7 protein-coding genes and 1 pseudogene are annotated in these 13,910 nt (G+C 75.3%); 7 read left to right on the plus strand and 1 reads right to left on the minus strand.

The annotated features are described in order from the left end of the window. Positions 1-93 precede the first annotated feature (93 nt). The 5 genes and pseudogenes from QFZ71_RS08805 (at position 94) to QFZ71_RS08825 (ending at position 8,825) form a co-directional block, all read left to right on the plus strand. Positions 94-1,446, plus strand: a complete 1,353-nt coding sequence (locus QFZ71_RS08805; protein WP_307667702.1) for a hypothetical protein — start codon at positions 94-96, stop codon at positions 1,444-1,446. Then, complete coding sequence (locus tag QFZ71_RS08810; RefSeq protein ID WP_307667703.1) at positions 1,443-4,268, plus strand: serine/threonine-protein kinase; 2,826 nt, start codon at positions 1,443-1,445, stop codon at positions 4,266-4,268. The genes QFZ71_RS08805 and QFZ71_RS08810 overlap by 4 nt, the downstream gene beginning before the upstream one ends. Before the next feature lie 2 nt (positions 4,269-4,270). Then, positions 4,271-5,824: a PP2C family serine/threonine-protein phosphatase gene (locus tag QFZ71_RS08815; protein WP_307667704.1), complete on the plus strand. Its 1,554-nt coding sequence runs from the start codon at positions 4,271-4,273 to the stop codon at positions 5,822-5,824. A gap of 17 nt (positions 5,825-5,841) precedes the next feature. Beyond that, positions 5,842-7,197: a VWA domain-containing protein gene (locus QFZ71_RS08820; protein ID WP_307667705.1), complete on the plus strand. Its 1,356-nt coding sequence runs from the start codon at positions 5,842-5,844 to the stop codon at positions 7,195-7,197. Positions 7,198-7,327: 130 nt separating this feature from the next. After that, a pseudogene (locus tag QFZ71_RS08825) lies at positions 7,328-8,825 on the plus strand (FHA domain-containing protein). A gap of 39 nt (positions 8,826-8,864) precedes the next feature. On the opposite strand, the gene QFZ71_RS08830 reads toward QFZ71_RS08825, so the two are convergent. Further along, positions 8,865-9,866 (minus strand): methyltransferase domain-containing protein, encoded by a 1,002-nt coding sequence (locus QFZ71_RS08830; protein WP_307667706.1) that lies wholly within the window; start codon positions 9,864-9,866, stop codon positions 8,865-8,867. A gap of 133 nt (positions 9,867-9,999) precedes the next feature. On the opposite strand from QFZ71_RS08830, the gene QFZ71_RS08835 reads away from it, so the two are divergent. Both QFZ71_RS08835 and QFZ71_RS08840 read left to right on the plus strand, forming a co-directional pair. Further along, positions 10,000-10,404, plus strand: a complete 405-nt coding sequence (locus QFZ71_RS08835) for a globin (RefSeq protein WP_307667707.1) — start codon at positions 10,000-10,002, stop codon at positions 10,402-10,404. Positions 10,405-10,615: 211 nt separating this feature from the next. Further along, positions 10,616-13,909 (plus strand): FtsX-like permease family protein, encoded by a 3,294-nt coding sequence (locus tag QFZ71_RS08840; RefSeq protein WP_307667708.1) that lies wholly within the window; start codon positions 10,616-10,618, stop codon positions 13,907-13,909. Position 13,910 lies beyond the last annotated feature (1 nt).

Here is a 13,910-nt window from a genome sequence, read left to right on the forward strand (position 1 = left end):
ACGCGGGCCGGGGCGGGCGGACCGGAGCCAGAACGCAGCAGACCGATCCCGCCGGGCCTCACCGGCCCCGCGGGGAGAGCGGAGAGGTGATCGATGGGCGTCGCGGGATCCTTCCCCGGCTTCGCGGAAAGGCCCCCCGGCCCGGTCATGGACCGGGAGGAGGCGGACCGTGCGCTGGCCCGGCTCGGCGCGGAGCACGAGGCGATCGAGACCTCGCTCCTCGCGCTCCAGGACCACGCCGGCCGCCGGCTGCTGGAGGGCGCCGAGCTGACCGGCGTCACACGGGAGCGCTGGGCCACGACCGAGCAGTCGATCACCCTGCTGTGGGGGTACTTCGACGCGTATGCCGGGGCCCTGGCGCAGGCCAGGGAGATCCGGGAGCGCCGCCGCCACCCGAACCGGGACGACCTTCTGGCGCTGACGGAGCTGCTGCGCGGCGAGGCGGTCACCGTCGCCAACGCGGGGGCGGCGGTGCCGCCCCCGGTCGCGGGCCCGGCCCGGCTCTCCGAGCGGTTCTCGCTCCAGGAGCTGGTGGCCCGGATGAACGAGCTGTACGCCAGGTCGCTGGACATGGTCGTCGCCTCCGACGCGGTCTGGTCGGCGCTGCCCGCCCGGATCGACCTGCTCGCGGCCGAGCTGCACCGGACGCGTTCGCTGGCGTACTCGGTGGGGGTGCGGCCCGGTGAGCATCCGGCCGGGGACGACCTGGCGGAGATCACCGAGGAGCTGACCACGCTGCGGGTGCAGGTGATCTCCGACCCGCTGGCGTTCTGGCTGCCGGGGCCGGGCAGCGCCGCGCCGGGCGGCGGCCGTCCCGACACCTCGCGCTACGACCGGGCGGCCCGGGCCCTGGAGGACGTGCGGCGGGAGATCGAGGCGGTCCTCGCGGTCCGGCAGGACGCGGAGGCGCGCCTGGTGCGGCTGCGGGACGTGCTCTCGCGGGCCGACCGGACCCTGACGGAGGCGCGGGCGGCGCGGGGCGAGGTGCTGGCCAAGATCGCCGCCTCCGAGGTGCCCGCCGTCAGCGGGCCGCCGACCGCCCTCCAGGAGCGGCTGGCGACGGCGTCGGACCACCGCAGGCACGCCCAGTGGCACCGGCTCTCCCCGCTGCTGGAGGCGCTGGAGCAGGAGGCCGAGGACGAACTGCTCCGCGCCCGCGCATCGTTGACCTCGGTGACCGCGCCGCTGGCGGTCCGTGCGGAGCTGCGCGGCCGGCTGGACGCGTACAAGGCGAAGGTGGCCCGGCACGGCCTGGCGGAGGACCCGGTGCTGATCGAGCGGTACGACGCGGCCCGCCGCATGCTGTGGAGCGCGCCGTGCGATCTGCGCGCCGCCGAGCAGGCCGTCCTGCGCTACCAGCACGCGGTCGCGGACGCGCTGACGCCTCGCCGGTCCGAGGAGCCGGAGGACCGCCGGGGCGCGGGCGGACAGGGGGAGACACGATGAGTACACGGTGCCAGCGCCCTTCGTGCGAGGGGTCCTACGAGGACATGGGCGGCGGTGAGCTGTACTGCGACACCTGCGGCCTGGCACCGGTCGTCTCGCCGACGGGCATGGTCTCCTCGCCGCCCACGGGGATCGCCCAGGGCGGGCGGGCGGCCGGCCGGGACAGTTCCTCGCAGCGGTCCGGCTCCCGCGCCTCCGCCCGGTCCTCGTCCCGTTCGTCGACCTCGCGCCGCTCGGTCTCCGGCCGGCTGTCGCGCTCGCTGTCGGGGGTGTCCGTCTCCCGTTCGGTCTCGGTGCGTTCCTCGGGCTCGTCCTCGACCGCCTCGGCGCGGGGGCGGCTCGGCGCCGGGCTGGTCCAGGTGCCGGACGTGCCCCGGCACGATCCGCGCACGGCGGTGATGGAGCATCCGGAGGTGCCGGAGCGGAAGCGGTTCTGCTCCCGTTCGGACTGCGGCGCGCCGGTGGGCCGGGCGCGCGGTGAGCGGCCGGGCCGCACCGAGGGGTTCTGCACCAAGTGCGGGCACCCCTATTCCTTCGTGCCGAAGCTGAGCGGCGGCGACATCGTGCACGGCCAGTACGAGGTCGTGGGCTGCCTGGCGCACGGCGGGCTCGGCTGGGTGTATCTCGCGGTGGACCGGGCCGTCTCGGACCGCTGGGTGGTCCTCAAGGGCCTGCTGGACACCGGCGACCAGGACGCGATGGCCGCCGCGATCTCCGAGCGCCGCTTCCTCGCCGAGATCGAGCACGCCAACATCGTGCGGATCTACAACTTCGTCGAGCACCTGGACCAGCGGACCGGTTCGCTGGACGGCTACATCGTGATGGAGTACGTCGGAGGCAAGTCCCTCAAGGAGATCGCCAACGAGCGCCGCACCCCGGCCGGGAAGCGCGACCCGCTGCCGGTGGAGCAGGCGTGCGCGTACGGGATCGAGGCGCTGGAGGCGCTGGGCCATCTGCACAGCCGCAACCTGCTCTACTGCGACTTCAAGGTCGACAACGCCATCCAGAGCGAGGACCAGCTCAAGCTGATCGACATGGGCGCGGTGCGCCGGATGGACGACGACGAGTCGGCGATCTACGGCACGGTGGGCTACCAGGCCCCGGAGGTCGCGGAGCTGGGCCCGTCGGTCGCCTCCGATCTGTACACGGTGGCCCGGACGCTGGCGGTCCTGACCTTCGACTTCCAGGGCTACACGAACGTGTACGTGGACGCGCTGCCCGACCCGGACACGATCGAGGTGTTCCGCACCTACGAGTCGTTCTACCGGCTGCTGGTGCGGGCCACCGACCCGGATCCGGGCCGCCGTTTCGCCTCGGCGGCGGAGATGGCCGAGCAGTTGACGGGGGTGCTGCGGGAGGTCGTGGCGTTGCGGACCGGCCGGCCCCGCCCGGCGCTGTCGACGCTGTTCGGCGCCGAACTGCGGGTGATGGACACGGAGTTGTTCGCCCCACAGGCGGACGACGTCTCGGTGCTGGGCGGCCGGGACACCGGCGCGCGGCGCGGGTGGTCCGGCCGCCGCGGGCGCGGTGGCCGGCCGGTCCCCGGCACTCCGGCGCAGGGCCCGACGGGACACCTCCCCGCCCCGGCGCGGCCGGTCGCGCCGGGGGCCGTGTCGTCGGCGGTGGCCGGGGCGCTGCCGGTGGGCGCGCAGCCGCACGGTCCGGCGGGGGGCCACCCGTCCGGTCCGGGGGCCGCTCCGCTGGCCGTGGAGCCGACCCATGTCCGGGGCCCCGCACCGGCCGGCGGGGCTCCTCCTCCGTACGCGGCCCCGGCGCACGCTCCTGTTCCCCCTCCCCGGACGGCCGGGCCTGCGGCGGGTCCGTACGTCGTGCCGGCCGGCCCGTGCGGTCCCTCCGGAGGCGTCCGGCTCGCCCTGTTCGACGCGCGGGCCACCTCGTTGGCGCTGCCGGTCCCGCGGGTCGACGCGACGGACCCGAACGCCGGTTTCCTGGCCGGTCTCATGGCCTCCGCCCCGGCCGAGCTGATCGCCGCCCTGCACACGGTCCCGGTCCCCTCGCTGGAGACCCGGCTGCGGGAGCTGCGGGCCCGGCTGGAGATGCGGGAGCTGGACGCGGCCTCCAGCACGCTGTCCACTCTGGAGGGTGAACACCCCGACGACTGGCGGGTGGTCTGGTATCGCGGGATCAGCTCGCTGGTGACCGGCGACCACGAGTCGGCGGCGCTCTCCTTCGACGCGGTCTACGACGCGTTCCCCGGCGAGACGGCGCCCAAGCTGGCGTTGGGGATCTGCGCGGAGGTGCTGGGCCAGCTGGACAACGCCGCCGAGTACTACCGCCTGGTGTGGGCGACCGATCCGGGGTTCGTCAGCGCCGCGTTCGGCCTGGCACGGGTGCAGATCGCGGCCGGTCGGCGGGGGGCCGCGGTGGCCACCCTGGAGTCGGTTCCGGAGACGTCGGTCCACTGCACGGCGGCGCGGGTGGCGGCCGTACGGGCGCGGCTGCGCGAGCGCTCCCACCACGAACCGCTGGGGGCCGATCTGACGGCAGCCGGGGACCAGGTGGCGGCGTTGGCCGCCGTCGGCCTGGACCCGGTGCGGCGCGAACGGTTGTCGGCCGAGGTACTGGGCAAGGCGCTGGACTGGGTACTCTCCGGTAGTCCCGGTGTCCAGGGGCCGGACGGACCGGCCGCCGGTACGCCGGGTGGCGCGCGGAAGCTGCTCGGCGCCGAACTGGACGAGCGGGGCCTGCGGTTCGGTCTCGAACGCTCGTACCGCATGCTCGCCCGGCTCGCGCAGCAGGGCGACGAGAGGATCGAACTGGTGGAGCGGGCCAACCGTTTCCGCCCCCGGACGTGGGTGTGAAGATGTCTCAGAGCCACCAGCAGCCCGCCGTGTCGCGGTGCCCCGGCTGCGAGGAGCCGCTGGACGCGGCCGATCTGTTCTGCGGAGCGTGCGGCTACGACCTCTCGGCCGTACCGGCGCGGCCCGGCGACCGGCCCACGATGGCGATCACCGTGCCCCCTGCCGGTCCGTCGGCACCGGAGCCCGGCGCGGCTGCGGGGGCGTCGCCCCGCGAGGCCGAGGCGGTGCGGTGGCCCGCCGCGGCGGAGACCGACAGCTCGGATGTCCCGGCGCCGGTGCACAGCCCGGCGGACGTGCCGGGAACGGACTCGGACGGCAGGCCGCTGTCCGGACCGGCGGCGGGACCGGAGGCGGCCGCAGGGGGCTCGCCCCGCGAGGCCGAGGCCGTCCGTGTACGCCACGACCACCGGGCGGCCCCGGACGGGGCGGCGCCCGAGGAAGGCGCCCCGTCCGCCCTCGGCGCGGCGGCCGCGGCCGGCACCGCGTCCCCGGAGGACGCGGAATCCCCGGAGGGCGCGGCAGTTCCCGGCAGCTCCGGGGATTCCGACGACTTCCCGTTGGCCGCGCCCGACCCCCGTACGGCGGAACACGCGCCCGCCTCCCCGGCCGCACCCGCCTCCGGGACGAAGGTCTGTGTGGCGTGCCGCTCCGGCCGGGTGGACCCGGACGGCTACTGCGAGAACTGCGGGCACGCACAGCCCCGTGAGCGCGACCACATGGAGCACGAACTCGACGCGGTGGCCGCCGTCAGCGACCGGGGGCTGCGCCACCACCGCAACGAGGACTCCTTCGCCCTCTCCTCGACCGCGCTGCCGGACGGTTCGTCCGCCGTCGTCGCGATCGTCTGCGACGGGGTCTCCTCGGCGAGCCGCCCCGACGAGGCGTCGGCCGCCGCCGCGAACGCCGCCAACGAGGCGCTCCTGGCCTCCCTCCCCCGTGGTACGCACCCGCAGCAGGCGATGCACGAGGCGATCGTCGCCGCGTCCGAGGCGGTCAACGCCCTGGCGCAGGAACCGGCCGGAGCGAGGGAGCCCGACACGCACCGCCATCAGAACGCCCCGGCCTGCACCCTGGTCGGCGCGGTCATGGCGGGCGACCTGCTGATCATCGGCTGGGTCGGCGACAGCCGGGCCTACTGGGTGCCGGAGGACCGGGCCCGGCCCACCGCCCGGCTCACCGAGGACGACTCCTGGGCCGCGCAGATGGTGGCGGCCGGGCTGATGAACGAGGCGGAGGCGTACGCGGACGACCGCGCCCACGCCATCACCGGCTGGCTCGGCGCCGACGCGTACGAACTGGAGCCGCACACCGCCGCGTTCAAGCCGGACCGGCCGGGCCTGGTGGTCGTGTGCACGGACGGCCTGTGGAACTACGCGGAGTCCGCCGAGGAGATGGCCGCCGCCGTCCCGGCCGATGCCCGCGAGCGTCCGCTGCACGCCGCCCGGGTGCTGGTCGGTCACGCCCTCGACGGCGGGGGCCACGACAACGTAACGGTGGCACTGATGCCGTTCGCCGTACGGCCGCAAGGGGCAGGATCGGCCCGCGAAACCGTGTGAACCTCAAGGAGCCGACCATGGCCAACTTCTCCAAGTCGAACGTGCCGCAGTTCTCCGTCGAGGTGTACCAGAACGCGTTCCTGCCCGAGGGAGGCCGCGAGGTCAACGCCATCGTGACCGTCACCTCGACGGGCGGCGGCACCACCGGCGGGATACCCCTGGCGGATTCGGGGGCCGCGTACGGGGCGGGGCGGGGGCCGAGCGCCGCCGTCGTGCTGATGGTCGACTGCTCGGGCTCGATGGACTACCCGCCGACGAAGATGCGCAACGCGCGTGACGCGACGGCGGCGGCCGTCGACACCCTGCGCGACGGCACCCTGTTCGCGGTGGTCGCCGGGACGCATGTCGCCCGGGACGTCTATCCGGGCGACGGGCGGCTCGCGGTCGCCGACGCGCACACGAAGGCACAGGCCAAGGAGGCCCTGCGCAGGCTCAGCGCCGGCGGGGGCACCGCGATCGGCACCTGGCTGGGACTGGCCGACCGGCTGCTGGGCTCGGCCGACGCGGCCATCCGGCACGGCATCCTGCTGACCGACGGCCGCAACGAGCACGAGGCGCCCGAGGATCTGCGGGCGGCGCTGGACGCCTGCGCGGGCCGGTTCACCTGCGACGCCCGCGGGGTGGGCACCGACTGGGAGGTGAAGGAGGTCACCGGCATCGCCGCCGCCCTCCTCGGCACGGCCGACATCGTCGCCGACCCCTCGGGCCTGGCCGCGGACTTCACGCGGATGATGGAGAACGCCATGGACAAGGAGGTCGCGGACGTGGCGCTGCGGCTCTGGACTCCGGTGGGGGTGGAGATCCGGTTCGTGAAGCAGGTCGCGCCGACCGTGGCGGACCTGACCGGGCGGCGCACCGAGGCGGGCCCCCGCGCCGGGGACTACCCGACCGGTTCGTGGGGCGACGAGTCACGGGACTACCACGTGTGCGTACGGGTTCCGGAGGCCGGGATCGGCCAGGAGATGCTGGCGGCACGGGTCTCCCTGATCCTGCCCGACCCCTCGGGCACGGGCGTGCCGCAGCCCCTGTCGCAAGGGCTCGTACGGGCGGTGTGGACGGACGACATGGCGGCGTCCACCTCGATCAATCCGCATGTCGCGCACTACACGGGCCAGGCCGAGCTGGCGCAGGTCATCCAGCAGGGCCTGGAAGCGCGCAAGTCGGGCGATTTCCACGGCGCGACGGCCAAGCTGGGGCGTGCGGTACAGCTGGCGTCGGCATCCGGGAACCAGGACACCGCGCGGCTGCTCTCGAAGGTGGTCGACGTCGTCGACGCCGCGACAGGTACTGTGCGACTGAAGGCGAAGGTCGCGGAAGCGGACGAGATGACCCTCGAAACGCGCTCGACCAAGACCGTTCGCGTCAAGAAGTAGCACGGTCCGGTCATCCGTTGACCACAGGCCGTGAGCACAGAACAGCCCGACGTACTCGCTGAGCAACGACGCCGCGATCGACAGCAATGACGGCCTCCGCGGCCGGAAGAGGAGAGGGGGAAGCGCCGACATGCCGACCTGCCCGAACGGACACCAGTCGGGTTCCGAGGACTGGTGCGAGGTCTGCGGACACCGCATGGCCCCGGGCGGTGCGCCCGCGGGCGCCGTGCCCCCGCCGCCTCCGCCGCCGCCCGCGCCCGGTTACGGCTACCCGCAGCCGGGTTCCGGCGCCGATGGCGGCCCGCCCACCATGCAGGCGGAGCTCTGCCCGCAGTGCCGCACGCCGCGTGAGGCGATGGCGCCGTTCTGCGAGGAGTGCCGCTGGAACTTCCTCACCAACAAGGCGACCTCCTACACCCCGCTGGCACCGCAGCACGGTACGCCCGGCGGCCCGCCGCCCGGCCTCAGCCTGCCGCCCGGCTTCCAGTCCCAGAGCCCCGCCGGTCCCGGCGGCCAGGGCGGTCCCGGCGCACAGTACGGTCCCGGCGGTCAGGGTGGCCCCGGCGGCCAGCACGGCTCCGGTGCTCCCGGCGGTCAGGGTGGTCAGCACGGCCCCGGCGGTCAGGGCGGCCCCTCCGGCGAACCCCGGGCGCACGACCCGTTCGACTACCAGGGCTCGCGCCCCTCGCAGATGAACCGTCCCGCCGAGCCGCTCGCCCCCGAGCAGAACGGCCCGCAGGGGCACGGCGGTCAGGGCGGGCCTCCGCCGCAGTCGTTCCGGCAGGGGCCCCCGCCGCCGTCGTTCCAGCAGCGGGGAAATCCGGCCGCAGCAGCAGTCGGCCCCGTCGGCACCCTCGCCGTTCGAGCCGCAGCAGTCGGCCCCTTCGGCGTCCTCGTCGTTCGAGCCCCGGCAGTCCTCGCCCTTCGCACCGCAGCAGCAGTCGGCGCCGCCCGCGCCGCCGCACTCGTCGGGGCACACGGGCGGCGGGGACGACTGGGTGCTGCCGCCGCCCTCCCGGGCGCAGGCCCCGCAGCCACCCCAGCAGTTCCAGCAGCCCGGCCCCCACCAGGGCCAGGGGCCGGGGCACGGCCAGGGGTACGACGGTCACGGCGGCCCGGACCAGGGACACGCGGGACACGGCCAGGGCGGCCCGGACCAGGGGTACGACCAGGGCGGTCAGCAGCACGCCGGGGTGCCCGGCCAGGGGCGGCAGCAGCAGCCCGTCTCCTGGACGGCCGTGATCGCTCCCGACCGCGCGTACTTCCTGGCGATGATGCAGCGCAGCGGCCCCGAGGCCAGCGGGCTGAACCTGCCCGCGTACTCCCCGGAGCAGCGCCTTCCGCTCACCGGCGGCCAGGTCACCATCGGGCGGCGGCGGCAGAGCACCGGTGAGTCCCCCGACGTCGACCTGTCGGTGCCCCCGGAGGACCCGGGCGTCTCGCACCAGCACGCGGTGCTGGTGCAGCAGCCCGACGGCGGCTGGGCGGTCGTCGACCAGAACTCCACCAACGGCACCACGCTGAACGGCGCCGAGGAGCCGATCCAGCCCTACGTCCCCGTTCCGCTCCAGGACGGCGACCAGGTGCACGTCGGGGCGTGGACGACGATCACGCTCCACCGGGACTGAGCGGCCGGCCCGGCCCTCCGGGGCCGGGCCCGTGCCGCCTCAGCCGGCGGCGAGCGGCCAGGTGTACGGGCCCTGCGGGTCGTCGAGCCAGGCCCACTGGCGGCCCCGGCCGACCGTGACGCCGTACCTCTCCCGCTGCGGGCGCCCCTCGCGCTCCCAGAGGGAGAGGGCCTCGTGCGGATCGAGGGCTCCCGCGCTCAGGGTCAGCAGGAACCGGAAGAGGTCGTCCCCGGCCACCCGGCGCGGCAGCGCGCCGAGGTACGGAAGGGAGTCGCCCACCGGGTGCGCCCCGCGCAGCGGCACGAAGTACGCGGGGGTGTGCAGGAAGTGCCCCTCCGCGCGCGGGCCGTGCGCCGTCCCGCGGACCCGGAGCGAGACCAGGCCCGTGGCGAGGGGCGCGATGATCCGTGCCCCCGGACGGCACTGCTCCGGCCAACTGCGCGGTACGGACGGCAGGGTGCAGGTCCCGATGATCCGGTCGTACGGGGCGCGCGCCGGGCAGCCCCGTGCTCCGTCGCCGGTGACCACCGTCGGATGGCGGCCGGCCGCGGCGAGGTGGCCGCGGGCGGCGTCCGTGATCTCCGGGTCCAGATCGACGGTGGTCACCGCCGGATCGCCGAGCCGGTGGGCGAGCAGGGCCGCGTTGTAGCCGGGGCCGGTACCGATCTCCAGGACGGTGTGCCCGTCCTCGACGCCGAGGGCGTCGAGCATCAGGGCCATCAGGGACGGCTGGCTGGAGGACGAGACGAGTTCGCCGTCCTTGAGGCGGGTGGCCAGTGCCTCGTCCGTGTACACCCCGCGCAGCCAGCGGGAGCGGCGCTCGGGGTCGGGGTCCTCGCCCCGGAGGCGTTCGTAACCCCGGACGCCGTGCACGTAGAAGAACGGTACGAACAGGTGGCGGGGGACCTCGGCGAAGGCGGTGCGCCAGGCGGGGTCGGTGAGCGCGCCCCGCGCCGCGATCACCCGGACCAGGGCCTCCCGCGCCGCGTCGGCCTCGGCGTCGGAGACGGACGGGGAGGAGCCGTACCGCTGTGTGCCCATACCTCCACTGTCCTGCGCCGGGACCGCGCGGGCGAACGGTACGGCGAACGCGCGCCCGCCGAACACCCTCGGTGCGCCCGCCCTTGGTCCTAGGACCCCCGTCCTCGGCCGGAGCGTCTGCGACCATGGACGGGTGACTGAGATTCCGCGCGACACGCTTCAGGAGCAGACCTTCTACGAGCAGGTCGGCGGCGAGGCGACCTTCCGGCGCCTGGTCCACCGCTTCTACGAGGGCGTGGCGGGCGACGAACTGCTGCGGCCGATGTATCCGGAGGAGGATCTGGGTCCGGCCGAGGAGCGGTTCGCGCTGTTCCTGATGCAGTACTGGGGCGGCCCGCGCACCTACAGCGATCACCGGGGGCACCCCCGGCTGCGCATGCGGCACGCGCCGTTCCGGGTGGACCGGGCGGCCCATGACGCCTGGCTGTCCCATATGCGGGTGGCGCTGGACGAGCTGGGACTCGCGCCGGAGCACGAGCGGCAGTTGTGGGACTACATGACGTACGCCGCCGCCTCGATGATCAACACCGCGGACTGATCACGTCCCGGCACCGATCAGTCACCCGTGCGTGACGCATGAGCGGTCCGTGACCGAACGACTCCGGAATCCGATCCTCCACCTCCGCATAACGATCACGATCGCGTCAAGGTGCACCGGCAAGCGGTTACCGGAACCCGGTCGCCTCTGACAGCATCACCGGTACGCCGGGGGGCGTGCGCATGCGGTGTTTCCGGGGCTGGGGGATCAGGTGACGGGTTTCGTCCTTCTGCGGGTGCGGGCTCATCGCCTGTTGCTCTCCGCGGCCCTCCTCGCCGTTCTGCTGACCACGTCCGTCCTGGCCGCGCTCACCGCGTTCTCCAGCTCTGTGGGCGACGCGGCCCTGCGCCACTCGCTCACCCACGGTTCCGCCGCCTCCGCCTCCCTCCTCGTCACCGCCTCCGTGGACCACGAGCGGCGCGCCGAGGCCGACGACGCCGTCCGCGAGGCGTCCCGCGACGCCTTCGACGGGCTGCCCGTGACGGTGGGAAAGCTGGAGAGCTCGGGGTCGTACGCCCTGCCGCGTACGCTCCAGGAACCGGCCGCCCGGCGCGGCGAGCCGGACCTGACCCAGTTCGCCGCCCTCGACCGCACGCGCGTACGGATCACCGAGGGCGAGGCCCCCGCGGCCGGCTCCGAAGGCGGCGGGCCCGTCCAGGTCGCGCTGCCCGCGGTCGCCGCCGAGGCGCTGAAGCTCAGGCCGGGCGGACGGTTCACGGTCACCGACCGGCTGCGCGGGAAGAAGCAGCAGGTCCTGGTCACCGGTGTCTACGAGGCCGCCGACCAGGCCGATCCGTACTGGCAGCTCGATCCGCTCGGCGGGCGCGGGGTCCGCAAGCTGGCCTTCACCACGTACGGCCCGCTGCTCACCGAACCCTCGGCCCTCGCCTCCGGCACACTCAGCGGCGGGAACACGGCCTGGCTGGCCACCGCCGACTTCGCCGGGCTGACCACCGGCTCCATGGCGGGGCTGCGCGAGGCATCGGCCGCCGCCCCGAAGGCCCTGTCCGCCGCCCCGGTCTTCTCCTCCGGCATCACCGCGCGGACGTCGCTGCCGACCGTGCTCGACCAGCTCGACCGGGCGCTGCTCGTCTCCCGTTCCACGCTGATGATCGTCGCGGTGCAGCTGGTGCTGCTCGCCGCGTACGCCCTGCTGCTGGTGGCCCGGCTCCTGAACAGCGAGCGCGACGGCGAACGCGAGCTGCTGCGGGCGCGGGGCGGCAGCCGGGGCCGGATCACCTCGTTCGCCGCGTTGGAGGCGCTGCTGCTCGCCGTGCCCGCCGCCGTGGTCGCCCCCCTGCTCGCGGGGCCGCTGACCGGGCTGCTGGCCGAGCGCGGCGCCCTGTCCCGGATCGGACTGCGGGTCGGCGAGTCCTCGGCGGGCACCGTGTGGCTGGTCTCCGCGGGCGTCGCGCTGGCCTGCGCGCTGGCCGTGGTGGCCCCGTCGCTGGCGACCGGGGCGGGCGGGCGCGGAACCCGCGCGGCGTCGCTGCCCGGCCCGGTGCGGGCGGGCGCGGACCTCGGGCTGCTCCTGATCGCGGCGGTGGCGTACTGGCAGCTCGACCGGCAGGCCGGCGGCGGGGCGCTCAGCGGCGACCGGGCGGGCGACCTCGGGGTCGATCCCCTGCTGGTGGTCGCCCCCGCCCTGGCGCTGCTCGCCGGGACGGTCCTGACCCTGCGGCTGCTGCCGCCGGCCGCGAAGCTCGCCGAGCGACGCGCGGCCAGGGGCCGGGGGCTGCCCGCGGCCCTGGCGGGCTGGCAGTTCAGCCGCCGCCCCCTGCGCGGTGCGGGTCCGGTGCTGCTGCTGGTCCTGTCGGTGGCGATGGGCATGCTGGCGATCGGGCAGAGCGCCTCGTGGAACCGTTCGCAGTCCGACCAGGCCGACTTCGCCTCCGGCGCCTCGGTGCGGATGGTCGGCGGGACCGGGGGCGGCCCGGCCGCGGCCGGCGCCTACAGTTCCCTGCCCGGCGTGCGGCAGGCCGCCCCCGCCTACCGGGCGGACGTGGAGGTCTCCGGCGGACGCGTGGCCGAGGTCGTCGCCCTGGACACGGCCCACGCGGACGAGCGGATGCTGCTGCGCTCCGACCTCGCCGACGAGAGCCCCCGCCGGCTGTTCGAGGCCATCGCCCCGAAACCGGCCCCACGCCCCGGCCTCGTCCTGCCGAAGGACGGCACCCGGTTGAAGCTGGACCTGCGGATCACCACGGTGGCGTCGAAGCGCTCCGGGTCCGCCCCGGCCCCGGACGAGGAGGCGCCGGTGGCGACCGTGCTCCTGGAGGACCGCTACGGGCTGCCCTACCGCGCCCTGGCCGGCCCGGTGCCCGTGGACGGCGGACCGGTGGCGGTGTCCGTGCCGGTGTCGGCGGCGGGCGGCCTGGCCGTGACCGGCATCGAGCTGGACGGCCGACCGCCGGGGGAACGCGCGCGGAAGCACAGGATCTCGGTGGGCGATGTACGCGTGGTCACGGCCTCCGGCGCCGAACGTCCGGTCGCGGTGACCGGATCGGTGCGCTGGGACGCGTCCATGACGTTGACCGAGTCCGGCGAGGTCGAGCCGGGCAAGCCGCCGGTACGCAACGGCGCCACGGGCCTGCCGGACTTCACCTACGACACCGGGGTGGGCCGGACGGACGCCTGGGAGCCGGTCACCAGCACCCTGCGGATCACGGCCGCCCGCCCCCGGCCCACGGCCGTCAAGGCGGTGGCGACGGACGCCTACTTGAAGAGCACGAACGCGGAACTGGGCGACGGGATCGATCTCACCCTCGCCGGGAACACCGTCCGGGTGACGCTGGCCGAGTCGGTGCGGCGCCTTCCGACCACGGAGTCGGCGGAGCCGCCCGGCGCCGAGGACCCGTCGGGTGACGGCGGTGCGCTGCTGGTGGACCTCAAGGCCGTCACCGAGGTCCTGGCCCACCGGCCGACCGCCACGATCGAGGCGACCGAATGGTGGCTGAGCACCGCCCCCGGCGACGCCGCGAAGACGGCCGCCGCCCTGCGGGCCCTGCCGGACACCGACCCGGCGCAGGTCCTGGTCCGCGCGGAGGCCGCCCAGCGCCTGGTGGACGACCCGCTGGGGGCCGGGCCGCAGTCGGCGCTGCCGGCCGTCGCGGTGGTCGCCGCCGCGCTGGCGGCGGTCGGCTTCGCCGTCAGCGCCTCGGGGTCCCGGCGCGAACGGTCGGCCGAACTGGGCGTGTTGCGGGCGCTCGGCGCCCCGCGCCGCCAGCTGGCCCGCATGGTCGCCGCCGAGCAGGGCGTGCTGATCGCCCTCGCGCTGCTGATCGGGCTCGGCATCGGCACGGTGCTGACCCGTGCCGTCGTCCCGCTGATCGTGCTGACCGGGCAGGCGGGACGGCCCGTTCCGCCGGTGCTGGTCGACCTGCCCGCCGGGCAGGTCGCCGCGCTGCTGGGGTGCGTCGCCGCACTGCCTCTCGTGATCGTCGCGACGATGGCGCTGCGCCGCGGGGACCCGGCGGTCACACTGCGCCACCAGGGGGACCACTGAT

The organism is Streptomyces sp. V2I9, from assembly GCF_030817475.1.
Lineage (GTDB): Bacteria > Actinomycetota > Actinomycetes > Streptomycetales > Streptomycetaceae > Streptomyces.

Coding starts and splice junctions, on each gene's coding strand:
- QFZ71_RS08805 (WP_307667702.1), top strand. CDS start 94: ATGGGCGTCGCGGGATCCTTCCCCGGCTTCGCGGAAAGGCCCCCCGGC.
- QFZ71_RS08810 (WP_307667703.1), top strand. CDS start 1,443: ATGAGTACACGGTGCCAGCGCCCTTCGTGCGAGGGGTCCTACGAGGAC.
- QFZ71_RS08815 (WP_307667704.1), top strand. CDS start 4,271: ATGTCTCAGAGCCACCAGCAGCCCGCCGTGTCGCGGTGCCCCGGCTGC.
- QFZ71_RS08820 (WP_307667705.1), top strand. CDS start 5,842: ATGGCCAACTTCTCCAAGTCGAACGTGCCGCAGTTCTCCGTCGAGGTG.
- QFZ71_RS08830 (WP_307667706.1), bottom strand. CDS start 9,866: ATGGGCACACAGCGGTACGGCTCCTCCCCGTCCGTCTCCGACGCCGAG.